Source organism: Blastococcus sp. LR1 (assembly GCF_020166105.1).
GTDB lineage: Bacteria > Actinomycetota > Actinomycetes > Mycobacteriales > Geodermatophilaceae > Blastococcus.
On the sequence record NZ_JAIUJY010000003.1, the window covers coordinates 16,695 to 40,792 of the forward strand.

Annotated in this window: 19 protein-coding genes and 1 pseudogene; 14 read left to right on the forward strand and 6 right to left on the reverse strand. The window is 73.4% G+C overall.

Annotation, left to right across the window (positions count from 1 at the left end; genetic code table 11):
* Window positions 1-21: 21 nt before the first annotated feature.
* On the reverse strand, window positions 22-2,154 hold the full coding sequence (locus LBW97_RS08840; protein ID WP_224499051.1) for an SCO7613 C-terminal domain-containing membrane protein: 2,133 nt from the start codon (window positions 2,152-2,154) through the stop codon (window positions 22-24).
* 131 nt (window positions 2,155-2,285) lie between these two features.
* On the opposite strand from LBW97_RS08840, the gene LBW97_RS08845 reads away from it, so the two are divergent.
* The 5 genes from LBW97_RS08845 to LBW97_RS08865 all read left to right on the forward strand — a co-directional run bounded on the left by LBW97_RS08845 (window position 2,286) and on the right by LBW97_RS08865 (window position 7,919).
* Window positions 2,286-3,887 (forward strand): ABC-F family ATP-binding cassette domain-containing protein, encoded by a 1,602-nt coding sequence (locus LBW97_RS08845; protein WP_224499052.1) that lies wholly within the window; start codon window positions 2,286-2,288, stop codon window positions 3,885-3,887.
* A gap of 330 nt (window positions 3,888-4,217) precedes the next feature.
* Window positions 4,218-4,445, forward strand: a complete 228-nt coding sequence (locus tag LBW97_RS08850) for a helix-turn-helix domain-containing protein (protein WP_224499053.1) — start codon at window positions 4,218-4,220, stop codon at window positions 4,443-4,445.
* Entirely contained in the window at window positions 4,442-5,233 is a 792-nt protein-coding gene (locus LBW97_RS08855) for an enoyl-CoA hydratase/isomerase family protein (RefSeq protein ID WP_224499054.1), read from the forward strand. The genes LBW97_RS08850 and LBW97_RS08855 overlap by 4 nt, the downstream gene beginning before the upstream one ends.
* 141 nt (window positions 5,234-5,374) lie before the next feature.
* The gene (locus LBW97_RS08860) at window positions 5,375-7,210 is read left to right on the forward strand and encodes an ABC transporter ATP-binding protein (protein WP_224499055.1); all 1,836 of its coding nucleotides are present in this window, start codon (window positions 5,375-5,377) and stop codon (window positions 7,208-7,210) included.
* Between the two features lie 244 nt (window positions 7,211-7,454).
* Entirely contained in the window at window positions 7,455-7,919 is a 465-nt protein-coding gene (locus tag LBW97_RS08865; protein WP_224499056.1) for an SgcJ/EcaC family oxidoreductase, read from the forward strand.
* A gap of 27 nt (window positions 7,920-7,946) precedes the next feature.
* On the opposite strand, the gene LBW97_RS08870 is transcribed toward LBW97_RS08865, so the two are convergent.
* Window positions 7,947-8,549: a DUF881 domain-containing protein gene (locus LBW97_RS08870; protein WP_224499057.1), complete on the reverse strand. Its 603-nt coding sequence runs from the start codon at window positions 8,547-8,549 to the stop codon at window positions 7,947-7,949.
* A 273-nt stretch (window positions 8,550-8,822) separates the two neighbouring features.
* Here LBW97_RS08870 and LBW97_RS08875 point away from each other — a divergent pair, with 273 nt between their 5' ends.
* Window positions 8,823-9,104, forward strand: a complete 282-nt coding sequence (locus LBW97_RS08875; RefSeq protein WP_224499058.1) for a hypothetical protein — start codon at window positions 8,823-8,825, stop codon at window positions 9,102-9,104.
* A 1-nt stretch (window position 9,105) separates the two neighbouring features.
* On the opposite strand, the gene LBW97_RS08880 is transcribed toward LBW97_RS08875, so the two are convergent.
* The 3 genes from LBW97_RS08880 to LBW97_RS08890 are packed head-to-tail and all read right to left on the reverse strand — an operon-like array spanning window position 9,106 to window position 13,444.
* Entirely contained in the window at window positions 9,106-9,810 is a 705-nt protein-coding gene (locus LBW97_RS08880; RefSeq protein WP_224499059.1) for a sirohydrochlorin chelatase, read from the reverse strand.
* Window positions 9,807-10,568 carry an SDR family oxidoreductase gene (locus LBW97_RS08885; protein ID WP_224499060.1) on the reverse strand — a complete coding sequence of 254 codons (762 nt, stop codon included), beginning with the start codon at window positions 10,566-10,568 and terminating at the stop codon, window positions 9,807-9,809. Before LBW97_RS08885 ends, LBW97_RS08880 begins: the two co-directional genes overlap by 4 nt.
* A 26-nt stretch (window positions 10,569-10,594) precedes the next feature.
* The gene (locus LBW97_RS08890) at window positions 10,595-13,444 is read right to left on the reverse strand and encodes an aconitate hydratase (RefSeq protein ID WP_224499061.1); all 2,850 of its coding nucleotides are present in this window, start codon (window positions 13,442-13,444) and stop codon (window positions 10,595-10,597) included.
* Window positions 13,445-13,742: 298 nt separating this feature from the next.
* Here LBW97_RS08890 and LBW97_RS08895 point away from each other — a divergent pair, with 298 nt between their 5' ends.
* The 8 genes and pseudogenes from LBW97_RS08895 to LBW97_RS08930 all read left to right on the forward strand — a co-directional run bounded on the left by LBW97_RS08895 (window position 13,743) and on the right by LBW97_RS08930 (window position 23,053).
* Window positions 13,743-14,750 carry a phosphatase PAP2 family protein gene (locus LBW97_RS08895; RefSeq protein ID WP_224499062.1) on the forward strand — a complete coding sequence of 336 codons (1,008 nt, stop codon included), beginning with the start codon at window positions 13,743-13,745 and terminating at the stop codon, window positions 14,748-14,750.
* Window positions 14,747-15,505, forward strand: coding sequence for a Sir2 family NAD-dependent protein deacetylase (locus LBW97_RS08900; protein WP_224499063.1), 759 nt, complete (start codon window positions 14,747-14,749; stop codon window positions 15,503-15,505). The genes LBW97_RS08895 and LBW97_RS08900 overlap by 4 nt, the downstream gene beginning before the upstream one ends.
* A gap of 38 nt (window positions 15,506-15,543) precedes the next feature.
* Window positions 15,544-17,079, forward strand: coding sequence for an AMP-binding protein (locus tag LBW97_RS08905; RefSeq protein ID WP_224499064.1), 1,536 nt, complete (start codon window positions 15,544-15,546; stop codon window positions 17,077-17,079).
* A gap of 405 nt (window positions 17,080-17,484) precedes the next feature.
* Window positions 17,485-18,843 (forward strand): NlpC/P60 family protein, encoded by a 1,359-nt coding sequence (locus LBW97_RS08910; RefSeq protein ID WP_224499065.1) that lies wholly within the window; start codon window positions 17,485-17,487, stop codon window positions 18,841-18,843.
* A 373-nt stretch (window positions 18,844-19,216) separates the two neighbouring features.
* Window positions 19,217-20,194 (forward strand): annotated as a pseudogene (locus LBW97_RS08915) (AAA family ATPase); the annotation flags it as partial.
* A 302-nt stretch (window positions 20,195-20,496) separates the two neighbouring features.
* Complete coding sequence (locus LBW97_RS08920) at window positions 20,497-21,525, forward strand: DUF58 domain-containing protein (RefSeq protein WP_224499067.1); 1,029 nt, start codon at window positions 20,497-20,499, stop codon at window positions 21,523-21,525.
* Complete coding sequence (locus LBW97_RS08925) at window positions 21,522-22,478, forward strand: VWA domain-containing protein (protein ID WP_224499068.1); 957 nt, start codon at window positions 21,522-21,524, stop codon at window positions 22,476-22,478. Before LBW97_RS08920 ends, LBW97_RS08925 begins: the two co-directional genes overlap by 4 nt.
* A gap of 53 nt (window positions 22,479-22,531) precedes the next feature.
* Window positions 22,532-23,053: a hemerythrin domain-containing protein gene (locus LBW97_RS08930; protein WP_224499069.1), complete on the forward strand. Its 522-nt coding sequence runs from the start codon at window positions 22,532-22,534 to the stop codon at window positions 23,051-23,053.
* Window positions 23,054-23,092: 39 nt separating this feature from the next.
* On the opposite strand, the gene LBW97_RS08935 is transcribed toward LBW97_RS08930, so the two are convergent.
* The gene (locus LBW97_RS08935; protein ID WP_224499070.1) at window positions 23,093-24,064 is read right to left on the reverse strand and encodes an NADPH:quinone oxidoreductase family protein; all 972 of its coding nucleotides are present in this window, start codon (window positions 24,062-24,064) and stop codon (window positions 23,093-23,095) included.
* Window positions 24,065-24,098 lie beyond the last annotated feature (34 nt).

Below are 24,098 nucleotides of genomic sequence, written 5' to 3' on the forward strand. Positions count from 1 at the left end.
CGGCCCGGGCAGCAGCCCGGGTCAGCGCATCTGGGCGACCCAGGCGACCGCTTCGCGCGCCTGCTGCCGACGGCGCTCGTAGGTGGCGCCCACGACCAGCAGGACCAGGCCGGCGGCGCCGAGGCTGAGCCAGCGCGGGAGCAGTGGCGCGTACGGGCCGAGGCGGCCCACGGTGACGAGGAGCAGGACGCCGGCCCCGATCAGGAACGGCCCCTGCCGGTGCCGGAGGACGCCCCCGACGGTGCAGAGCACGGCCGCGGCGACGACGAGGGCGAGCCGCAGCGCGGTCGGGTCGGCGACGACCACCAGCGCCGAGGGCACCAGGGCGACGCCGACGGCCGGGCTCTCGGCAGCCCACGAGGGAGCGCCCGCCCGCAGCTGCGGCAGCGCCACGACGAGGAGCCCGAGCGCGGCGGGGAGCGTGTAGGCCTCGGGGGTGTCGACGCCGGCGCCGCCGACGGCGATCCAGCAGGCGAGGACCAGGTCGGCCACGGCGAGGGCCCCGACACCGCGGCGACCGGAGACCAGCGCGTAGCCACCCGCGGCCACGCCGACGATGCCGAGCTGGATGCCGACCTGACCCCAGGCACCTGCTCCGGCCGAGGTCAGCCCGGCCGCGACCCCGGCGAGGCCGCCCCCGACCGCGAGCACCAGTTCTTCGCGGTGCCCGGCGCGCAGGGCCGCCAGGCCGAAGGCGGTGGCGCCCAGGAGAGCGAACAGCAGGCCGGCGACCGCGACGGCGAGGATCCCGTCGGCGCGGGCGTTGGCGATCGCCAGGGCCGGTGCCGCGAGGGCCGTGACCGTGGCCGGAACCCGCAGCGCAGGGAGCCGCACCGCGGCCAGCGCCGCCGGGACGACCGCGCCCAGGGTGAGCAGCGGGAGGGCCCGTGGGTCCGGGAGGTCGGACACGAAGGTCGCCCCCAGGAAGGTCATCGCCGCGCCGCCGGCGGTGAGGGCCGCCACGGGAACGGGCAGGCGGGCCGCCGGCACGGCCAGGGTGAGCAGGACCAGGCCCGTGGCCGTGGCCGCGATCGCGCCGGCCCCGCCGCCCATGGCCAGCGAGCCGGTGAGAGCCAGCCCACCGACGGCCGCCGCGGAGGCCGCCACCGGAACGGGGGCAGGCAGTGGGCCGGCCGGCCGGGAGGCCAGGACGATCGCTGCGGCACCGGCGACGACCAGGACCGCCGTGGCCGCCCAGGACTCCGCCGGAGTCGCCGCGTCGATCGCCAGGGCCAGTCCGACCAGACTGCCCGCCGCCGTCGCCAGGCCTGCGAGCACGAGCGCGACCGGAGCCAGGGAGCGGCGCAGCGCTCGGGCCGCGACGAGGTCCGCCGCCGCGAGGGCCAGCAGGACGGCCGCTCCCAGGGGGGAGAGGAGCGAGGGGAGCAGCAGGAGCGGCAGCGGCTGGGCGGCGAGCAGCGCCGCCAGCGGCCAGACGGCGGTGCTGCGGGTCAACCGGCCCAGGGTCAGCGCTGCCACGAGGACGACGGCGCAGGAGACGACCCACCACCAGCGCAGCGGGATCTCCTCGATGCGGAAGAGGCCGAGCCACCGGGCGGCGGCGAGGTCGATGACCAGGAGGGCGCTCCCGGCGGCGGCGAGCGCCTCCTCGGTGGCCCGCAGCCCGCGCCGGGCGGTCCAGGCGGAGGTCCCGCACGCGGCGGCCGTCGCCGTGAGCATCACGCCGGCCTGGAAGGCCAGCCCGAACCGGGCCCAGGCGACGGCCACGAAGGTGAGCGCGGCGGTGACCACGAGCAGCGCGCCGAGTCCGAGGAGCACCTGCTGGGGGGTGAGCGCGCGCCGGCGGGCAGCAGCCGGGGGCGGCGGGCTCGCGGCGCCGCCGGGCATCGGTGGCGCCCACGGGGGAGGGCCGGGTGGCGTCCACGGCTGCGCGGCCGGGGCCGGGGCCGGCGGCACAGGTGTCGGTGCCGGGGGAGGGGCAGGGACTCCCGGAGCGGCGGCACGGAGGGTGGCGAGCAGCTCGTCGCGGTCACGGTTCAGCTCGCCGATCGTCGCCCCGATGCGGGCCAGGACCAGGGCCGCTTGCGCCGCGGCGGGCAGTCCGCACGACGGGCAGGGGCCCGGTCCGACGTCTGCGACCGGACGGCCGCAGACGGGACAGGCGGGCACCCACGGGCCTCCGGGCGGGCTCATGGCCGCATCCTGGCGCGCCGTTCCCCCGCGCGGTACCGGTCGGGCCCACAACACGCCCGGCCGTGTGATGCCGTCGATGTCACCCCGGAAACGTTCGTGGTATCCGGGAGGGAGCGCCTACCCTGGGATCAGTGATCACGACGACCGGTCTGGAGCTGCGCGCCGGGGCCCGCATTCTCATCAGCGAGGCCACCCTCCGCGTCCAGCCCGGCGACCGGATCGGGCTGGTGGGCCGCAACGGCGCCGGCAAGACGACGACCCTCACCACGCTCGCCGGTGAGCGCGTGCCGCACGCCGGCAAGGTCGAGGTCAGCGGTGAGCTCGGCTACCTGCCGCAGGACCCGCGCAGCGGAGACCTGGACATCACCGCCAGCGACCGCGTGCTGTCCGGTCGCGGCCTCGACGTGCTCCGCAACCAGATGGTCAAGGCCCAGGTCGCGATGGCGGAGCCGGCCGACGACGCCGAGCAGGACAAGGCGGTCCGCCGCTACGGCCGGCTCGAGGACCAGTTCGCCGCGCTCGGCGGGTACGCCGCGGAGAGCGATGCCGCGCGCATCTGCACCAACCTGGGGCTGCCGGACCGCGTGCTCGCCCAGCCGCTGCGCACGCTCTCCGGTGGTCAGCGCCGTCGCGTGGAGCTCGCCCGCATCCTCTTCTCCGACGCCGAGACGCTGCTGCTCGACGAGCCGACCAACCACCTGGACGGTGACTCGATCACCTGGCTCAAGGGCTTCCTGAGCTCCCACCGCGGCGGCCTCATCGTCATCAGCCACGACGTCGAACTGCTCGAGCAGGTGGTCAACAAGGTCTGGCACCTCGACGCCAACCGTGCCGTCGTCGACGTCTACAACCTCGGCTGGAAGCCCTACCTCGCGCAGCGGGCGACCGACGAGCGTCGCCGCAAGCAGGAGCGGGCCAACACCGAGCGCAAGATCGACACGCTCAACGCGCAGGCCGACAAGATGCGCGCGAAGGCCACCAAGGCCAAGGCCGCCAAGAGCATGGACAAGCGCGCCGAGCGGCTGGCCGCCGGCCTCGCCGACGTGCGGGTGCAGGACAAGGTCGCCAAGCTGCGCTTCCCGACCCCGGTCGCCTGCGGCAAGACGCCGCTCACCGCCGAGGGACTGAGCAAGAGCTACGGCGCGCTGGAGATCTTCACCGACGTGAACCTGGCGGTGGACCGGGGCGCGCGCGTCGTCGTCCTCGGCTTCAACGGCGCCGGGAAGACGACGCTGCTGCGGATGCTGGCCGGCACCGAGAGCCCCGACACCGGCGAGGTGAAGGCGGGCCACGGCCTGCGCGTGGGCTACTACGCCCAGGAGCACGAGACGCTGGACATGGACCGCACGCTGCTGGAGAACATGCGGTCGGCGGCACCCGACAGCACCGACACCGAGCTGCGGCGGATCCTGGGCGCCTTCCTCTTCTCCGGCGAGACCGTCGACCAGCGCACCGGCACGCTCTCCGGCGGTGAGCGGACCCGGCTGGCCATGGCCACGCTGGTCATCTCGGGCGCGAACGTGCTGCTGCTGGACGAGCCGACGAACAACCTGGACCCGGCCAGCCGCGAGCAGGTCCTCGACGCGCTGCGCACCTACGCCGGCGCCATCGTGCTCGTCACGCACGACGAGGGCGCGGTGCGGGCCCTGGACCCGGACAAGGTCATCATCCTGCCCGACGGCACCGAGGACGCCTGGAGCGAGGAGCTCGCCGACCTCGTCGAGCTCGCCTGACCCCGGCGTCCGCGCCCGGTCGAGTCCTGTCGACCGCTGTACGACCTCTGCCGTCCGGGTCGAGCCGCCCGGTCGTCTCCTGACCCGCGCCGCGGCACGGTTCAGGAGTCGCTGGTGCGGGTCGACCCGCACCGTCGTCGCCCCCGGAGCGGCACCGCACCGTCCGTTTCCGTTTCTCCGTCTTCACATGGCCGACACCTGCGGTCTGGGTGATCATGGGTTGGCGGGAGCCGTGGTCACCCGGACGGCGGCACCAGGGCGACAGCCATGATCGGCGCGCGGCGCGGGCTCGTCCCGGCGCCGGGCCGATGGCTGACACGGAGGGGAGCCATGGCCGACTCGACAACTGCGGACCTCGGCAAGGGCAAGCGCATCACCGGTGGGGACCGTTCGACGCTCGCCGACGACCTGCGCAAGCGCTACGACGAGGGCGAGAGCATCCGATCGCTGGCGGAGTCGACCAAGCGATCCTACGGATTCGTCCACCGTCTCCTGTCGGAGTCCGGGGCATCACTGCGCAGCCGCGGTGGGGCCAACCGGAATAGTAAGAAGGCGTGACCCCCGACTCCACGAATTCTCTGTCCGAGTCCGGCTGGGTGCGGACCAGCCGCGAGGGCGCCGTCCTCACCGTCACCCTGGACCGTCCCGACCAGCTGAACGCCCAGACGCCGGCCACCTGGGCGGCCTTGGCCGGGATCGGCGCCTCCCTCGACGACGACGTCCGCGTCGTCGTGCTGAAGGGGGAGGGGCGCTCCTTCTCGGCGGGCCTCGACCGCAGCATGTTCGACCCGGCGGCGACCGGCGGTGGCGGGTTCGGCGAACTGGTCGGGCTGCCGGTCGAGGAGGCGCAGGAGCGGATTCGCGCGTACCAGGACGGGTTCCGCTGGCTGCGGTCGCCGGGGATCGTCTCGGTCGCCGCGGTCCAGGGCCACGCCATCGGCGCCGGCGCACAGCTCGCGCTCGCCTGCGACCTGCGGGTCTTCGCCGACGACGCGCAGCTACGGCTGCCCGAGGTGACGCTCGGGCTGGTGCCCGACCTGACCGGCACCAGCACGCTGGTCGAGCTGGTCGGGTACTCCCGCGCGCTGGAGCTGTGCCTGACCGGACGGGCCGTGGGCGCGGCCGAGGCGCAGGCGATCGGGCTGGCGACGCTCGTCGTCCCCGGTGCCGAGCTCGACGGCGCCGTCGGCGACCTGGTCCAGGCGCTGCTGGCTCCGCCCGTGGGCGCCAGCCGGGCCACGGCGGCGCTGGTGCGCTCCGCCGTCCGCAACGACTTCGCGACCCAGGACGCCGCCGAGCGGGCCGCCCAGGTCGGGCGACTGCACGATCTCGTCAGCGGTCGCTGAGAGGCTTCCCGGAACAAGCTCGGACGCCCCCCGGTTGCAGCAGCGGCCGGGGGTGCGCCCGGCGGGAACCAGGGAGGTGCGATGGACGGCAATTCCATGACCTCCATGGCCGCGATGCGGTCGTTCAGACGGGATCCATCCGTGACGGCCCGGCAGCTGCCCCCGGGGACCGTGCGCCGGATCCTGGGGATCGCCCGGCCCTACCGCCGCGAGCTGACCTTCTTCCTCGTGCTGGTGATCGGTTCGTCGGTCATCGGTGTCATCACCCCGCTGCTGGCCGGCGACATCATCAACCGGATCGCGGGGCTCGAGGGGACTGCGGGCGACATCGTCCGCATCGCGCTGGTGATCGGCGGGCTGGCCGTGGTCGACGCGGCGATCTCGCTGGGCACGCGCTGGTTCTCCGCCCGCATCGGTGAAGGCGTCATCTACGACCTGCGCAGCAAGGTGTTCGCGCACGTCCAGCGGATGCCGGTCGCCTTCTTCACCCGCACCCAGACCGGAGCGCTGGTCAGCCGGCTGAACAACGACGTCGTCGGCGCCCAGCAGGCGTTCACCTCCACGCTCTCCGGCGTCGTCTCCAACGTCATCGGCCTGGTGCTCACCGCCGCCGTGATGCTCACGCTGTCCTGGCAGATCACGCTGCTCTCGCTGGTGCTGGTCCCGCTGTTCGTCCTGCCCGCCCGCCGCATCGGCCGCCGGCTGCAGGAGATCACGCGGGAGTCCTACGAGCTCAACGCCTCGATGAACGCCACCATGACCGAGCGGTTCAACGTGGCCGGCGCCCTGCTGGTGAAGCTGTTCGGGCGGCCCGGGGTCGAGGCGGAGTCCTTCCGCGGCCGGGCGGCCCGCGTGCGCGACATCGGCGTCCTCTCGGCCATGTACGGCCGCACCTTCTTCACCGCGCTCACGCTGGTCGCGGCGCTGGCCACCGCGCTGGTCTACGGCATGGGCGGATACCTGGCGTTCGACGGCTCGCTGAGCCCCGGCGACGTCGTGGCGCTGGCCCTGCTGCTGTCGCGGCTCTACGGCCCGCTGACGGCGCTGGCCAACGTCCGGGTCGACGTGATGAGCGCGATGGTCAGCTTCGACCGGGTCTTCGAGGTGCTGGACCTGCCGCCGATGATCCGGGAGGCGCCGGACGCCGTCGCGGTGCCGGCCGACGAGCGATCCATCGAGTTCGACTCCGTCTCGTTCAGCTATCCGGCGGGCGCGGACGTCTCGTTGCCGTCACTGGAAGAAGTGTCGATGCCCGAGCACGGCGGCCCCGTCGACGTGCTGCACGACGTGAGCTTCCGGGTCCAGCCCGGGCAGATGGTCGCGCTGGTGGGGCACTCCGGCGCCGGCAAGTCGACGATCGCGCACCTGGTGCCGCGGCTGTACGACGCCACCGGTGGCGCGGTGCGGGTCGGGGGAGTGGACGTGCGCACGGCGACGCTCGCCTCGCTCCGGGACGCCATCGGCGTGGTCAGCCAGGACGCGCACCTCTTCCACGACACGATGCGCGCCAACCTCCTCTACGCGCGGCCCGAGGCCACCGACGAGCAGGTGTGGCGGGCGCTGGAGGGCGCGCACATCGCCGAGCTGGTGCGGGCGCTGCCCGAGGGGCTGGACACCGTCGTGGGTGACCGTGGATACCGGCTCTCCGGCGGCGAGAAGCAGCGGCTGGCGATCGCGCGGGTGCTGCTCAAGGCGCCGGGAATCGTGATCCTCGACGAGGCCACCGCGCACCTCGACAGCGAGTCGGAGGCGGCGGTGCAGCACGCGCTCGACACTGCGCTGGCCGGTCGCACGTCGCTGGTGATCGCGCACCGGCTCTCCACCATCCGCAGCGCGGACCAGATCCTGGTGGTCGACGACGGTCGCATCGTGGAATCCGGCACGCACGAGGAGCTGCTGGCCCGCGACGGCCGCTACGCCGACCTCTACCGCACCCAATTCGCCGAAGGGGACCGCACCCGCGCTCCCGTCGGCTGAGCAGCGATCCCGTGTCGCTGTGCGCACGACCGCGCACGCACCGTCGCAGGCGCTCGGGAGCACCGGAAAACCGCAGATCGGGCCGCGTGGCGCACCGGCGAGCGTCGAACGGTCGCTGCCCACCGAGCACTAGCGTCACTCCTGTCCCAGGCGGCCGCAGCCGGGGCACGTGACCGAGCTGGCGCGGTCACGAAGGAACACAGCACCGTCGGGGAAGACCGACGAACGCCGGCGAGGAGGAGACGTGACCGCAGCCCACCCGCAGGACACCCAGATCCGCGCTCTCTACGCGGACTTCGTCGACGGATGGAACCGGCGCAGCGGCGCGGCGGTCGCCGCCGGGTTCGCCGACGACGGCGACATCATCGGTTTCGACGGCAGCCACCACCGCGGCCGGCTGTCCATCGCCGCGGACCTGCGACAGGTGTTCGCCACCCGGGAGACGCCGGCCTACGTCGCGGTGGTCCGCTCGGTGCGCCCGGTGGCCGAGGGCGTCGCGATGCTCATCGCCCACGCCGGGATGATCCCGCCGGGCGGCAACGACCTGGACCCGCGGTTCCACGCCGTGCACACCATGGTGGCCGTCGACGAGGGTCGCGGCCGCTGGCGGATCTCGCTGTTCCAGACCACGCCGGCCTCCTGGCGCCAGGACCCCGAGGCCCGTCAGGCGCTGACCGACGAACTGCGGGGACTGCTCATCCCGCAGTGAGGCGCGGGCAGGTCAGGGTCGGGGCGCTCAGTCGACGAGCGCCTCGACGACGACCTCGGCGGCCTGGGTGACCCGGGCCGTTCCACCTTCGCGGCCGACGTCGGCGACGAAGCCGCCGGCCACGTTGAGGGCGACCTCCATGGCGGCGGTCGGCCCGACGGCGCGGATGTCGTACGGGGCGGTCAGCGGCTTCCCGTCGATGCGCAGCGAGCCCGGGTTGCCGGTGACGGCGCTGGACACGATGACCCGCACGCCGTCGACCTGGATCGCCTCGGCGCCGGCTCCGCGCAGCTCCTGGATGGCATCGAGCAGTGCGGAGGAGGGCACGGCGCGCTCGGGGTCGCGGACCGTGACGCGCACGCCCGGGCCTCGGGCCGGGAGCGTGCCGTTGAGGATCCCGATCGCCCGGGCGCGGGCCTGCGCCTCCTCGACCGCGGTGTCCGACTGCTGCTGTCCGGTGCTGAGGTCCTCGATGGTCTGCCGCGTCTCGTTGATCTGACGGCGCAGGACCTCTTCACGGGTGTTGAGCTCGTCGAGGATGAGCACGAGGTCCGCTTCGCGGGTGGCGCCGACCTGGACGTCGGGCTCGTCGGTGTTGCGGATCTGCACGGTGAGCGCGAAGCCCAGCACGACCGCCAGCAGCGAGCTCGCGGCGATCGAGGTCGGCCGGTTCCAGGTGCGCGGAGAGCGTGGACGTGAACCTGAGGTCGACGTCGTTGTCGGCGGGGTTGCCTGTTCAGTGGCGTCCGCTGGAGCCGACGCGCCGTCGGCGGCAGCCGACACCTCTGTTCCGTCGGTCTCCGGTTCGCCGTCCATCGCTGTCCACAGTAGGTCCTCGGGCCGGCGTTGATGCGGCGGCGTGGTCGACGCCATGGAACGCCGATCGCCGCCATACTCGCCGCCATGACGCAGCCGCCCGCCACCCGGTCCGCGGGGCCCCTGGTCGTCGGTCTCCTGGCCGGCAGCGTCCACCTGCTGGTCGGCTACTTCTACCTGGTCAGCGGACTCGCTGTTCCGGGACCGGCGCTGATCGTGCTGTGGCTGGTCTGGCTGGTTCTGGCCGCAGTGCTGGCGCGCTGGGCGCTCAGCGGCTCCTGGTGGACCCCGGCGATCCCCGTCGCCGCGGCGGCGCTGCTGGTGCTCGTCCTCGTCGTCGGTGACCGGCTGCTCGGCTGGCAGGCCTAGCTCAACCGACCGCGGCGTCGTACCGGTCGAGCAGGACGGCGGCGATCCGCTCGTCGGGCAGCAGGGGAGCCGTGACGACGTCGGCGCCCGCGCCGGCGAGCTTGTCGTGGAAGTGCCCCGGCGCCAGCAGGTAGCTGGCGACGACCACCCGCTCCGCGCCGGCCGCGCGGGCGGCGGCGACGGCGTCAGGAACCGGCGGCTTCGCGGCCGAGCCGTACCCGGTGGTCACCGGCCCGGCCCACTCACGCTGGAGGAGCGCGGCGGTGTCCTCGACGTCGGCGACGGATCGCGGGTCGCTGGACCCGGCGGCCGCGAGCACCACGGCGGTTCGCGGGTCGGCAGCGTCGGCGCCGGCCTCGAGCAGCCGGTCGCGCAGCACGGCGGCCAGTCGCGGGTCGGGGCCCAGCGGCCGGGCGGCGACGGCGCCGGGGGCGGCCGCCACGGCCTGGGCGATGTCGACGTGCACGTGGTAGCCGCCGGAGAGCAGCAGGGGGACGACGATCGCCGGCTGCCCGGTCGTGGAGAGCCCGGCGACGACGTCGACCACGGTGGGCGGCTGGACGTCGACGAACGCCGCTGTGGTCACCAGCCCCGGGCGGAGCCGGCGAGCGGCCAGGGCCAGCTCGGCGATCAGCCGCCGTCCGGTGGGGTTGCGGGTGCCGTGCGCGCAGGCGACCAGCACCGGGGCCGGATCGGGTGCCGTCACGGGACGCGCAGCTTGCCGCCGTCGACGGCGACCATGGTGCCGCTGACGTAGGAGGCGGCGGGGGAGAGCAGGAACGCGGCCACCCGGCCGAACTCCGCGGGATCGCCGATCCGTCCGAGCGGGATCGACGCCTCGGTGGCTGTGCGGGCGGCCACCGGATCGCCCGAGGCGGCCTCGATCTCGGTGATGCGGTCGGTGGCGATGGTGCCGGGCAGCAGGCCGACCACGCGGATCCCACGCGGGCCGAGCTCGTCGGCCAGGCCCTTCGCGGTCATCGCCAGGCCCGGACGCAGGCCATTGGAGATCGCCAGTCCGTCGATCGGCTGACGGACCGAGGTGGAGAGGACGAGCCCGATCGCCGCGCCCTCGCCCAGGTGCGGTACGAGCGCCCTGATCAGCCGCAACGGGCCGAGCAGGACGCTCTCGACACCGGCCCGCCAGTCGTCCTCGGCGGTGCCGAGAACCGTGCCGGGCGCCGGGCCACCGACGGAGACCAGTGCGCCGTCGAGGCGGCCCAGCTGCCGCCGGGCCTCCTCGACGAGCCGCTCGGCGGCACCGGTGTCGGCGAGGTCGGCGGCCAACCCGAAGGCCGACGGAGCGCCGCCGAGCTCCTGGACGGCGCTCGCGACGCCGTCGGAGGACCGGGCGCTGACCAGCACCCGGGCCCCGTCATCGACGAGGGCCCGGGCGGTCGCGAATCCCAGCCCCCGGCTTGCGCCGGTGAGCAGGTATCCGCGACCACCCAGGCCCAGGTCCATCAGCGGGTCAGTCGGTCAGGGGACCGTCAGCCCGCGTTGCGCAGCGAGCGCAGCACGTACTGCATGATGCCGCCGTTGCGGTAGTAGTTCGCCTCACCGGGGGTGTCGATGCGCACGCGCGCGTCGAACTCCACGTCGCCGGCCTTCACCTTGACCGTCCGCGGCACGGAGCCGTCGTTCAGCGCGGTGATACCGGTGATCGTGAACTCCTCGTCGCCGGTCAGGCCGAGCGACTCGCGGTTCTCGCCCTCGGGGAACTGCAGCGGCAGGACGCCCATGCCGATGAGGTTCGAGCGGTGGATGCGCTCGTAGCTCTCGGCGATGACGGCCTTGACGCCCAGCAGCGCGGTGCCCTTGGCGGCCCAGTCGCGCGACGAACCGGAGCCGTACTCCTTGCCGGCCAGCACGACCAGCGGGATGCCGGCGTCGATGTACTCGCGCGAGGCGTCGTAGATCGTCGTCGTCTCACCGGTCAGGTGGTTCTTGGTGACGCCGCCCTCGGTGCCGGGGACCAGCTGGTTGCGCAGCCGGATGTTGGCGAAGGTGCCGCGGATCATGACCTCGTGGTTCCCGCGGCGCGAGCCGTAGGAGTTGAAGTCGCGACGGTCCACGCCGTGCTCGCGGAGGTACTTGCCCGCGGGGCTGTCGGCCTTGATCGAGCCGGCCGGCGAGATGTGGTCGGTCGTGACCGAGTCGCCGAGCACCGCGAGGGTGCGGGCGCCGGTGATGTCCTGGACCTCGGACGGCTCGGCCGGCATGCCCTCGAAGTACGGAGGACGCCGCACGTAGGTGCTGTCCTCGGCCCACTCGAAGGTGTCACCGGTCGGGGTGGGCAGGTTCTGCCACTGCTCGGTGCCGGCGAAGACGTCCTGGTAGCTGCGACCGAACTGCTCCGCGGAGACGGCGTGGTCGATGACCCGCTGGACCTCCTGCGGCGACGGCCAGATGTCGGCCAGGAAGACGTCGTTGCCGTCGGCGTCCTGACCCAGCGGGTCGTTGTTCAGGTCGACGTCCATGGACCCGGCCAGCGCGTAGGCGATGACCAGCGGCGGCGACGCCAGGTAGTTCATCTTGACGTCGGGGTTGATCCGGCCCTCGAAGTTGCGGTTGCCCGAGAGCACCGAGACGACGGCGAGGTCGGCCTCGTTGACCGCGGCGGACACCGGCTCCGGGAGCGGGCCGGAGTTGCCGATGCAGGTCGTGCAGCCGTAGCCGACGAGGTAGAAGCCGAGCTTCTCCAGGTACGGGGTGAGCTCGGCCTTCTCGTAGTAGTCCATGACGACCTTGGACCCGGGGGCCATCGTCGTCTTGACCCACGGCTTGCTGGTCAGCCCGCGCTCGACGGCGTTCTTCGCCAGCAGGCCCGCGCCGATCATCACCTGCGGGTTCGAGGTGTTGGTGCACGAGGTGATGGCGGCGATGACGACGGCGCCGTGGTCGACCTCGGTCTCGGTGCCGTCCTCCATCACCACCCGGGTGGGCTTGCGGGGCCGGTCGGCGTCCTCGTTGCCGTGGTAGGCGTCGGGCTTGCCGGCCTCGCCGTTGCCGTGCGTCTCGGCGATGGGGTCCGATGCCGGGAAGGTCTCGGCCACGGCCTCGTCGACCGACGACTTCACGCCGAACGGCTTCTCCTGCGCCGGGACGCCGGGCTTGCGGTCCTCGCCGCCGGTCTCGTCGGCCTGCACGTAGTCGGCGAGCGCCGCGCGGAAGGAGGACTTCGCGTCGGTGATGGCCACGCGGTCCTGCGGGCGCTTCGGGCCGGCGATCGAGGGGACGACGCTGCCGAGGTCGAGCTCCAGGTACTCGGAGAACGCCGGCTCGCGCGACGGGTCGTGCCAGAGGCCCTGCTCCTTGGCGTAGGCCTCGACCAGCGCCACCTGCTGCTCGTCGCGACCGGTCAGCTTGAGGTAGGTGATGGTCTCCTCGTCGATGGGGAACATCGCCGCGGTCGAGCCGAACTCCGGGCTCATGTTGCCGATCGTGGCGCGGTTGGCCAGCGGCACGGCGGTGACGCCCTCGCCGTAGAACTCGACGAACTTCCCGACCACGCCGTGCTGGCGCAGCATCTCGGTGATCGTGAGCACGAGGTCGGTCGCGGTGGCGCCGTCCGGCAGCTGGCCGAAGAGCTTGAAGCCCACGACGCGCGGGATGAGCATCGAGACCGGCTGGCCGAGCATCGCGGCCTCGGCCTCGATGCCGCCGACGCCCCAGCCGAGGACACCCAGGCCGTTGACCATGGTGGTGTGCGAGTCGGTGCCCACGCAGGTGTCGGGGTAGGCGACGACGCGGTCACCCTCCTGGCGCGGGAAGATCACGCGCGCCAGGTGCTCGATGTTGACCTGGTGGACGATGCCGGTGCCCGGGGGGACGACCTTGAAGTCGCTGAAGGCGCCCTGGCCCCAGCGGAGGAACTGGTAGCGCTCGCCGTTGCGCTCGTACTCGATCTCGACGTTGCGCTGGAACGAGTCCTCGGTGCCGAAGATGTCGGCGATGACGGAGTGGTCGATGACCAGCTCGGCCGGGGCGAGCGGGTTGATCTTCTGCGGGTCGCCGCCGAGCTCCGCCATGGCCTCGCGCATGGTGGCGAGGTCGACGATGCAGGGGACGCCGGTGAAGTCCTGCATGACCACGCGGGCCGGGGTGAACTGGATCTCCTGGTCGGGCTCGGCCGACGGGTCCCAGTTGGCGATCGCCCGGATGTGGTCCTCGGTGATGTCCGCGCCGTCCTCGGTGCGGAGCAGGTTCTCGAGGAGGACCTTCAGGCTGAAGGGCAGCTTCTCGGAGCCCTCCACCGCGTCGAGCCGGTAGATGTCGTAGTCGGTGCCGTCGACGGTGAGCGTCGCCCGTGCTCCGAAGCTGTCCTTGCTGGCTGCCACTCTTCTGCGCCTACCCCTCGCTGGTTCGTCGCGTGCTGGTGCCTCGCGGCTGGTTCACGCGCTCGTTTCCACCCCCGATCATCCCAGTTCAGCCAGGAGGATGGCGGGTCAGGCGACCCTTCCTTCACCCGGTGACCTGCATCACGTCGGACGAAACCCGGGGGCGTGCGGTGAAATCGTCCGGGAGCGTCGTCCCACCCGTCCACGACGGCTCTCCTGTCACTCGCGTGGAGGACGTGGCGGCGTGCCGCGGACGCAGATCGCACAGCAGTTGCGGACGCCGATAGCGTCCGGCGGCATGACCGCGGTCGAGATCCCGGCACCCGTCGGCGCCCCGGCGGCCCCCGCCCTCCAGTGGGCGGGCAGTCCGGCGCGCCCCAGGGACGGTCGGCCCCTGCTGCTCACCGCCGTGCTGTGGTTCGGGCTGGCGGCCGCCTTTGCGGGGACCTGCGCGGTGCGCGGGCTGCCGACTGACCGGGTGGTGCTGCTCGGCTGGGTGCTCGCCGGGCTCGCCGTGCACGCCACCACCCAGGGTCCGCGCCGACTGGGCCGGCTGCTGCTGGACTGGCTCCCGCTGGTCGCGGTCCTGATGGCCTACGACGCCAGCCGCGGGTTCGCCGACGGGGTCGGCATGCCGGTCGCCGTCCAGGAGCTGGCCGACGCCGACCGGTGGCTGTTCGGAGGAGTGCTGCCCACCGGCTGGCTGCAGGAGCACGTGCAGGCCGACTGGTGGAAGGCGCTGGCGACGCTGGTCTACAGCAGCCACTTCGTCGTCACCCCGCTGGTGCTCGGCGTGCTCTGGGTGCGCAATCGCGAGCGCTGGGCCCGGTGCGCCCGGCTCGTCGTCGGCCTCTCGCTGGCCGGTCTGGTCACCTACGTCCTCTATCCGGCCGCGCCGCCGTGGCTGGCCGCCCGCGACGGCGTCATCGAGCCCGTCGAGCGGATCAGCAGCTCGGGGTGGGCGGTCCTCGGGCTGCCGAAGGCCGGCGTCCTGCTGGACTCCGGGCAGGGTCAGGTCAACCTCGTTGCGGCGATGCCGTCGCTGCACACCGCCTTCGCCGTGCTCATGTGCGCGGTGCTCCTGCCGATGGCCCGCCGGTCGTGGCAGCGCGTCGCGCTCGTGGCGTACGCCGTCCTCATGCCCGTGGTCCTGGTGTGGGGCGGCGAGCACTACGTCGTCGACACGCTCCTCGGTGCCGCCTACGCGGTGGGCATCGTCCTGGTCATGCCGTCGCTCGAGCGGGCCGGCCGGCGCGCGTTCGCTCGGGCGTCGGCGGTCCGTCCCGCTCTACCGTGGCGGGCGTGACCGGCGTCGTCCCCCAACCCCTGCCCGAGTGGCTGACCGCGGCCTCCCGCATCACGGTCCTCACCGGGGCGGGCATCTCCACCGACAGCGGCATCCCCGACTACCGGGGGCCGAAGGGCGTCTGGACCCGCGATCCGGACGCCGAGAAGCTCGTGACGATCTCCTACTACCTGACCGACCCCGAGATCCGGCGGCGGTCGTGGCTGATGCGCCGCGATCTGCAGGACGTCGATCCGCAGCCGAACGCCGGGCACGCCGCGCTGGTCGACCTCGAGCGCCAGGGCCGGCTGCGCGGGCTGATCACGCAGAACATCGACGGCCTCCACCAGGCGGCCGGCTCCGACCCGGACCAGGTGCTGGAGATCCACGGCACCGTGAACGAGGTGCTCTGCACCAAGTGCGGGGACCGGACGCCGATGCGCGCCGCGCTGGACCGGGTCGAGGCGGGGGAGCCCGACCCGGCCTGCCTCGTCTGCGGCGGGATCCTCAAGTCGGCGACCATCTACTTCGGCCAGGTGCTGGAGGAGCGGGTCGTCGACGCGGCGGTCGCCGCGGCCACCGACTGCGACGTCTTCCTCGCCGTCGGCACCTCGCTGACCGTCCACCCGGCGGCCGGGCTGGTCGACCTCGCGCTGGGCGCGGGGGCACGCGTCGTCGTCGTCAACGCCGAGCCCACGCCCTACGACGACGTCGCCGACCTCGTCGTGCACGAGCAGATCGGCACCGCCCTGCCGAAGCTGGTCGCACGCGGATAGCGTGACGGGGACCACGTCCTCACCCCTCGGGAGCCGGCATGCGCGTGCCTCTGACCACCCGCGACTTCCTGGACCGCGCCGAGCTGGTCTACGGCGACCGCATCGGCGTCGTCGACGAGCCGGCGCAGCCGGCCCCGTCGCTCGGCGAGGTGTCCTACCGCGACGTCGCCCGCCGCGGCCGTGCGCTGCAGGCGGCCCTCGACGAGCTCGGGATCGCCGAGGGGGAGCGGGTGGCGATCGTCAGCCACAACTCCGCCCGGCTGCTGGAACTGCTGCTCTCGGTGCCCTCGTCGGGCCGGGTCGCCGTGCCGATCAACTTCCGGCTGCAGCCCGAGGAGGTCGAGTACATCGTCGGGCACTCCGGCGCCCGGGTGCTGCTGGTCGACCCGGAGCTGGAGACGACGCTCAAGGGCGTGCGCGCCGAGCACCGGTTCGGCACGGGGGAGGAGTACGAGCAGCTGCTCCGGTACGACGCCGAGCCGCGGCCGTGGGCCGAGCCGGACGAGGATGCCACCGCGACGATCAACTACACGAGCGGGACGACGGCGCGGCCCAAGGGCGTGCAGATGACCCACCGCAACCTCTGGGTCAACGCCGTCACCTTCGGCATGCACATGCAGATCAGCGACCGCGACGTCTACCTGCACACGCTGCCGCAGTTCCACTGCAACGGCTGGGGCCTGCCCTACGCGATGGCCGGGATCGGCGCCCGCCAGGTGATCATCCGCAAGATCGACGGCGCGGAGATCCTGCGCCGGGTGGAGCAGCACGGCGTCACGATGATGGCCGGCGCGCCCGCCGTCTGGAACGCCGTCCTGGACGCCGCCGCCGAGTGGGACGGCGAGATCCCCGGCCGGGACAAGGTGCGGCTGGTGGTCGCCGGCGCCCCGCCGCCCTCGCGGACCATCGCCCGGATCGAGGCCGAGCTGGGCTGGGAGTTCAACCAGATCTACGGCCTCACCGAGACCGCGCCGCTGCTCACCATCAACCGCGGCCGCGAGGAGTACGACGGCCTGGAGCCCGAGGAGCGCGCCAAGCGGCTGGCACGGGCAGGCGTCCCGTCGCTGGGCACCCGGCTGTCGACCAGCGAGACGGGCGAGGTGCTGGCCCGCAGCAACACCGTGCTGGAGGGCTACTGGGAGAACCCCGACGCCAGCGCCGAGGCGCTCGAGGACGGCTGGTTCCACACCGGGGACGGCGGCACGATCGACGACGCCGGCTACCTGACGATCTCCGACCGCAAGAAGGACGTGATCATCACCGGCGGCGAGAACGTCTCCTCGATCGAGGTCGAGGACGTCGTGTTCAGCCACCCGGCCGTCGCGGAGGTCGCGGTCATCGGCATCCCCGACGACAAGTGGGGCGAGCTGGTGACGGCGGTGGTCGTGCTCGCCGAGGGGGAGCAGGCCACCGAGGCCGACATCATCGCCCACTGCAAGGCCCGGCTGGCCGGCTACAAGGCGCCGAAGAGGGTCGAGTTCCGCGACGAGCTGGCCCGCACGGCCACGGGCAAGATCCAGAAGTTCAAGCTGCGGCAGGACTTCTGGTCCGGCTCCGAGCGCCAGGTGAACTGAAGGGCCGCCCGTCCCCGAGGTCTCTGGCTCAGCGCCGCCTGGCGCGTAGCCGGCCGCCCACGGAGTGCGCGGATGTGTCGTTCTGCGCATCGGATCGGCACAACCGCGCACACGGCGGGGGCTGTGCCGCCGCTGTGCCGCCGCTGTGCGATCCAGCTCTCCCGGGCGGCCTCGTCGTTGTTCGGCTGGGCCAGCGCCTCGCGGTAGCCGGCATCGGCTCTCTCGGCAGAGCCCAGCCGTCACCCTCGCGTGTCGCCTCCCCCCGAAGGGGGAGACGGCACGGCCGACCCCTGTGCTCCTCACCCGTTGTGGTCGATCTGGGACGGGTGCACCCCGACGGGTGCGCGACACCAGTCGAGACCGGCGCCCCTCCAGGGAGCGCCGGGCAACGGAGGAGTCGGGTTCGTGAGTGCGCAGTGCGAGGCACGGTTCGGTACGAGTTCCCTCGGCGTCCGCTGGGGGAGCCGCGCGGTCGGTCTCGGCGCCATCACCCTGCTCGGCCTGGGGCTCGCGCCCGGGGTCGCCTCTGCCGCCCCGCGCAATCCGACGGACGCCCAGATCTCTGCGGCGGAGCAGGAGCGGACCGCAGCGGCCGAGCGGGTGGGGGCCATCACCGCCCAGCTCGCCGAGGCGCAGGCCGGCGCCGACGCCGCCCATCAGGCGGCGCTGATCGTGCAGCAGGACTACGAGGACAAGCACGAGGCGGCCGAGACGGCGAAGGCCGCCGCCGACGCCGCGGCTGCCGAGGCTGCCCAGGCGGAGCTCGACGTGGAGAAGGGGCGCGACGAGGTCTCGGCCTTCGCACGGGACAGCTACATGCGGGGCAGCACCACCCCGGGGATGAGCGCACTGCTGACGGCGGGCGGTCCCGCGGAGCTCATCGAGCGCGCGGCGCTGCTGGACGCCGCCGGTGCGCACCGGACCGACGTCCTGGTCGAGCTGACCGCGCTGGAGGTCGAGGCCGGAAACGCCGAGCGGGCCGCCGCCGAGACCGCAGGCAAGGCCGCGGAGCTCCAGGCCCAGGCCGCGGTGCTGCTCGCCGACGCCCAGGCGCAGGAGGCGTCGGCGCGGGCGCAGGCCGACGCGGTCGACGCTCAGGAGGACGCGCTCCAGGCCGAGCTCCAGGAGGCGCAGCAGACCCTGAACGGTCTGGAGGGCGCCCGCGTCGCGGCGCAGCAGGAGGCCGCCCGCCAGGCTGCCGCCCGGAAGGCCCCGGCCGGCCGTGCGCCCGTCGCGGCGCCCGCCCCCGCCCCTGCCCCGGCACCCGCTCCCGCCCCGGCACCTGCCCCGGCCCCGCGTCCGAAGCCTTCTCCGGGTGGCGGCTCCGCGGGCGCTCCGTCTGCGTCGGCTGCGCAGACCGCCATCGCGGCCGCGCGCTCCCAGCTGGGCGTGCCCTACTCGTGGGGCGGTGGCGGCAGCAACGGCCCGAGCCGCGGGATCGGCTCCGACAGCAACCTCGTCGGCTTCGACTGCTCCGGGCTCACCCAGTACGCCTACGCCCGCGCCGGCATCGCCATCGGCGGCACCAGCCGCGACCAGTGGTGGCTCAACCGGAACAAGCAGGTGGCCACCGGCGACCTGCAGCCCGGCGACCTGCTCTTCTGGGGCGGTGACCGGTACGACTACATGTCGATCACCCACGTGGCCATCTACATCGGCGGCGGTCAGATGATCGAGGCCCCGAGCAGCGGCCAGAACGTGACGGTCGCCCGCGCGCGGACCTCGAGCTCGACCTACTTCGGCGCCGTGCGGCCGTCGGCCTGAACAGGTACCGAGCAGCGCCGGATTGAGGCGTCGGGCAGCCACGGGGGGAGCTGCCCGACGCACCAGCCAGGCTAGCAGTCCCGGCGGTCTGCAGGCAGGGCGAGATCCCTCCCTGGGGACCGAAAATCTGACGGCTCAGATCTGACCGTCGGCCACCGCCGAGACTCGTCGTGCGCGGCGAGTGGCCGGACCCGCCCGGTGTAGGACACTGGACGAGGGGTCGGGACGTCACCGCCCTGTCGACGGTCTTCCCGTGTCGGGGAGACCGCGGCCCGGGACGACCAGGGAGCCCCGTGAGCGAGTCCGCACGCGAGCCGATCAGCACCGCACCGGCGGGAACGCCGATGCCCTCCGTCCTCCCCGGGATCCTCGCGTGACCGCCGTCAGCAGCGCCCCCGCGCCCGTCCCGCCGTCGGCCGACGCGGCCCGGCTGGAGCGGGTCCTCTTCGAGATCAAGCGCGTCATCGTCGGGCAGGACCGGCTCGTCGAGCGGATGCTCGTCGCCCTGCTGGCGAAGGGCCACGTGCTCCTCGAGGGCGTGCCGGGTGTGGCCAAGACCCTCGCGGTGGAGACCCTGGCGACCGTCGTCGGCGGCAAGTTCGCCCGCCTGCAGTTCACCCCCGACCTGGTGCCGGCCGACATCATCGGCACGCGCATCTACAAGTCCGGCCAGGACGCCTTCGACACCGAGCTCGGCCCGGTGTTCGCCAACTTCGTGCTGACCGACGAGATCAACCGCGCGCCCGCCAAGGTGCAGTCGGCGCTGCTGGAGGTCATGGCCGAGCGGCAGGTCTCCATCGGCGGGGTCACCCACAAGCTGCCCGACCCGTTCCTGGTGCTGGCCACGCAGAACCCGATCGAGTCCGAGGGCGTCTACCCGCTCCCGGAGGCGCAGCGCGACCGCTTCCTCATGAAGGTGCTCGTGGACTACCCGAGCGCGGAGGAGGAGCGCGAGATCATCTACCGGATGGGCTCGGAGAAGCCGGTGGCCGAGACCGTGCTGGACCCCGACGAGCTGCGCCGGTTGCAGAAGACGGCGTCGCAGGTCTTCGTGCACCACGCGCTGGTCGACTACGTCGTGCGCCTCGTCGTCGCCACCCGCTCGCCGCGCGAGCACGGGATGGAGGACGTCGCGAACTGGGTGTCCTACGGCGCCAGCCCGCGTGCCTCGCTGGGCCTGATCGCCGCCGCCCGCGCGCTCGCGCTGGTGCGTGGCCGTGACTACGTGCTCCCGCAGGACGTCCTCGACGTCACCGCCGACGTGCTGCGCCACCGCCTGGTGCTCTCCTACGACGCGCTGGCCGACGGCGTGCCGGCCGACCACATCGTCAAGCGGATCGTGCAGACCGTGCCGCTGCCGCAGGTCGCGCCGCGCCAGCAGGCCACCGGCGGCGGTCCCGGCGCGCCGGGTGGCCCGTCCGTGCCGCAGCCGTTCTACGGCCCGCCGCAGCCCCATGGTGCTCCCCAGCCCAACGGTGCGCCCCAGCCCAACGGTGCGCCGTGGCTCGGCGGCCAGCAGCAGCCGGCGCCGCAGCAGCCGGGTGGCTACGGCCCGCAGGGCAACGGAGCCACCGCCGCCGGGTCCCAGGGCAACGGCTTCGACACGAACAGCTTCGACCGAGGCAACGGCGCCGCACCCGGGTCGCAGCAGGCGTGATCGGCCGCCGTCGCCGGGAGGAGGCGCTCCCGGCCGCACCCGAGCACCCGGGGCTGCTCCTGCACCCCGCGACGCCCGGGTCCGCCGCCGCGACCGGCGGCAGCGACGGCGCCCCGCCCCGCTTCACCGACGGCCCGTCCGATGTCCTGCTGCGGCGGCTGGAGCTCACCGTCCGGCGTCGGCTCGACGGGCTGCTCCAGGGCGACCACCTCGGCCTGGTGCCCGGGTCGGGCAGCGAGGCCGGCGACTCCCGGACGTACCACCCCGGTGACGACGTCCGGCGGATGGACTGGCCGGTCACGGCGCGCACCCAGGTGCCGCACGTCCGCGAGACGATCGCCGACCGCGAGCTGGAGACCTGGGCGGTCGTCGACCTGTCGGCGAGCCTGGACTTCGGCACGGCCAACTGCCAGAAGCGCGACCTCGCGATCGCCGGGCTGGCCGCCGTCGGGCACCTGACCGTGCACGGCGGGAACCGGATGGGCGCCGTCGTCACCACGGGGGAGCGGGTCGACCGCTATCCGGCCCGGCCCGGCCGGCTGAACGCCGAGCGGCTGCTGCGCTCGGTCGTGGCGACCCCGCGGGCGGCCAGCGGCCGCCGGGGGGACCTCGCCCAGGCGCTGGAGCAGTTGCGTCGTCCGCCGCGCCGCCGCGGGCTGGTCGTGGTCATCTCCGACTTCCTGGGCGACAGCGACTGGGAGCGGCCGCTGCGGGGTCTCGGTGCCCGGCACGACCTGCTCGCCGTCGAGGTCGTCGATCCGCGCGAGCTCGAGCTGCCCGACGTCGGACTGCTGACCGTCGTCGACCCGGAGACCGGGCAGACCCTCGAGGTGCCCACGGGCAACGCCGAGTTCCGCGCCCGCTACGCCGAGGGGGCCGCCGCCCAGCGCGAGCGGGTCGCCGCGGCGCTGCGGCGGGCAGGCGCCGGGCACCTGCAGCTGCGGACCGACCGCGACTGGCTCATGGACGTCGTCCGATTCGTCGCCGAGCGCCGGCGTGCCGGCAACGGAGGGGCCTCCCGATGACCTTCCAGTCCCCGTGGTGGCTGCTGGCGCTGCTGGTGGTCGCCGCCCTCGTCGGGGTGTACGTGCTGCTGCAGCTGCGCCGGAAGGCGTACGCGGCGCGCTTCACCAACGTCGCGCTGCTCGGCACTCTCGTGCCGAAGCGTCCCGGCTGGAAGCGGCACCTCGCCTTCGGCATCGTCGCGGCCGGTCTGGCGACCCTGGTCGTGTCGCTGGCCGTGCCGAGCACCGAGGTGCGGGTTCCGCGGGAGAAGGCCACGGTGATCATGGCCGTGGACGTCTCGCTGTCCATGCAGGCCGAGGACGTCGAGCCGACCCGCTTCCAGGTCATGCAGCGCGCCGCGACGGACTTCGTCGACGTGCTGCCCGAGCGGATCAACCTCGGGCTGGTGTCCTTCGCGGGCACGGCCACCACGGTGGTGCCGCCGACGACCGATCGCGGTCAGGTGGCCCTCGCCATCGACAACCTCGACCTGGCCGAGGCGACGGCGATCGGCGAGGCGATCTTCACCTCCCTGTCGGCGATCGAGAACTTCCAGGCGTCGCTGGAGAGCTCGGGCGAGGAGCCGCCCCCGGCCCGGATCGTGCTGCTGTCGGACGGCTCGAACACCGTGGGCCGCGACAACGAGCAGGCCATCGACGCCGCCCGCGAGGCCGGTGTCCCGGTCTCCACGATCGCGTTCGGCACCGACTACGGCACCCTCGACATCGACGGGGAGAACGTGCCGGTGCCGGTGGACCGGGCGTCCCTGGAGCAGATCGCCGATGACACCGGCGGCAGCTTCAGCGAGGCGGCCAGCGCCTCCGAGCTCGAGCAGGTCTACACGGACCTGGGCAGCCAGATCGGCTACACGACCGAGGCCAAGGACGTCAGCTACTGGTTCGTGCGGGCCGGCGTGCTCGTGGTGCTGATCGGCGCCGTCCTCAGCCTGTTCTGGACCAACCGGCTCGTCTAGGGCCATTCGTCGCCCCTGGTGTCCGCTCCGGCAGCCAGGGGTAGCCGGTCGGCATGTCCGACTTCGAGATCACCGCCCTCGTCCTGGCCGAGCACGAGGTCTTCCGGCGGGAGTTCGCCTCGCTCGAGGACCTGTCCGGCCAGGAGCTCGCCGCCGCGTGGGAGGCGCTGCACGCCAAGCTGGAGGTGCACGCCGTCGGCGAGGAGCAGCTCTTCTACCCGCTGCTGGCCCAGGAGGCCCCGGACGGCGAGGAGGAGACAGCGGAGGGCGTGCACGACCACAACGAGATCCGGCACGCCGCGGCCGCCGTCGAGGAGCACGAGGTCGGCAGCGACGGCTGGTGGGAAGCGGTGCGGAACGTGCGCCAGGTCAACGCCGACCACATGGCCGAGGAGGAGACCGACTTCTTCCCGTCGTTCAAGGAGGCCGTCGACGACGAGCAGCGCGAGGCGCTCGGAATGCGCTGGCTGGCGTTCCACGACGAGCACGAGCAGGCCGAGGGGCTCTCCGGCGAGGATGCGGAGGTCGCCGAGGTGGTCGCGACCGAGGTGCCGGAGGGCGACCCGACGGTGTGAGGGCCGGCCCCGCCTGTGCGACGGGGCCGGCCCCGACGACTACTTGCTGGGGTCGAGGACGAGCTTGCCGGTGGTGCGGCGGGCGAGCAGGTCGTTGTGCGCGTCGGCGACCTTGCTGAGCGGGTATCGGCCGCCGACGACGGGCTTCAGCTCACCGGCGTCGACCATCGCGAGCAGGTCGGTCATGGCGGCGTCCATCATCTGCGGACGCGCCATGCAGTGGGCCAGCCAGAAGCCGATGACGGCGCGGCTCTTCTGCATGAGCATGCCCGGGGGCACGGCCCGGGTCTCCTGGCGCGCGGCCATGCCGTAGGCGACCAGCCGGCCGAACGGCGCGAGCGCGTTGAGCGCGCCGGCGAAGACGTTGCCGCCGGTCATCTCCAGCACGATGTCGACCGGCTTGCCGCCGTTGGCCTCGCGCAGCGCGCCGTTGAAGGCTTTGGGGTCCTCGTCGGCAAGCGCCGGGTCGACGGTGGCGTGCGCGCCCAGCTCCTCGGCCAGTGCGCGCTTCTCGGGGGAGGAGGCGGTGGCGATGACCCGACCGGCGCCCCAGCGGCGGGCCAGCTGGACGGCGAGCGAACCGACGCCGCCGGCACCGGCGATGACGACGACGGTCTCGCCCTCGGCCAGGTGCGAGCTGGTGCGCAGCAGGTGCCAGGCGGTCGAGCCCTGGAGGACGACGGCGAGCGCCTGCTCGTCGCTGACGCCGTCCGGTACTGGCCAGGTGAGGGCGTCGTTCGCGACGACCTTCTCCGCGTAGCCGCCACCGTCGAGCAGGCCGACGACGCGCTGACCGCCACCGACCGGGGTGCCGACGAACTCGGCGCCCGGGACGAGCGGCAGCTTCTGCTCGGCGAGGTAGGAGTTCTCGATCTGGTGGGTGTCGGCGAAGTTGATGCCGGCGGTGGAGACGTCGTAGAGCTTCTGCCCCGGACCCGCCTCCGGCTCGGGGATGTCGACGACGTCGAGGACCTCGGGACCGCCGAAGCGGGTGATCTGCACAGCACGCATGAACGTGAGGCTAGGGCCCGGTCGACCAAGGGAA

Bases quoted from the DNA above. Each gene is read 5' to 3' on its own strand.
- LBW97_RS08840 (WP_224499051.1), bottom strand. From the start codon at position 2,154: ATGAGCCCGCCCGGAGGCCCGTGGGTGCCCGCCTGTCCCGTCTGCGGC.
- LBW97_RS08850 (WP_224499053.1), top strand. From the start codon at position 4,218: ATGGCCGACTCGACAACTGCGGACCTCGGCAAGGGCAAGCGCATCACC.
- LBW97_RS08875 (WP_224499058.1), top strand. From the start codon at position 8,823: ATGACGCAGCCGCCCGCCACCCGGTCCGCGGGGCCCCTGGTCGTCGGT.
- LBW97_RS08885 (WP_224499060.1), bottom strand. From the start codon at position 10,568: ATGGACCTGGGCCTGGGTGGTCGCGGATACCTGCTCACCGGCGCAAGC.
- LBW97_RS08895 (WP_224499062.1), top strand. From the start codon at position 13,743: ATGACCGCGGTCGAGATCCCGGCACCCGTCGGCGCCCCGGCGGCCCCC.
- LBW97_RS08905 (WP_224499064.1), top strand. From the start codon at position 15,544: ATGCGCGTGCCTCTGACCACCCGCGACTTCCTGGACCGCGCCGAGCTG.
- LBW97_RS08925 (WP_224499068.1), top strand. From the start codon at position 21,522: ATGACCTTCCAGTCCCCGTGGTGGCTGCTGGCGCTGCTGGTGGTCGCC.
- LBW97_RS08930 (WP_224499069.1), top strand. From the start codon at position 22,532: ATGTCCGACTTCGAGATCACCGCCCTCGTCCTGGCCGAGCACGAGGTC.
- LBW97_RS08935 (WP_224499070.1), bottom strand. From the start codon at position 24,064: ATGCGTGCTGTGCAGATCACCCGCTTCGGCGGTCCCGAGGTCCTCGAC.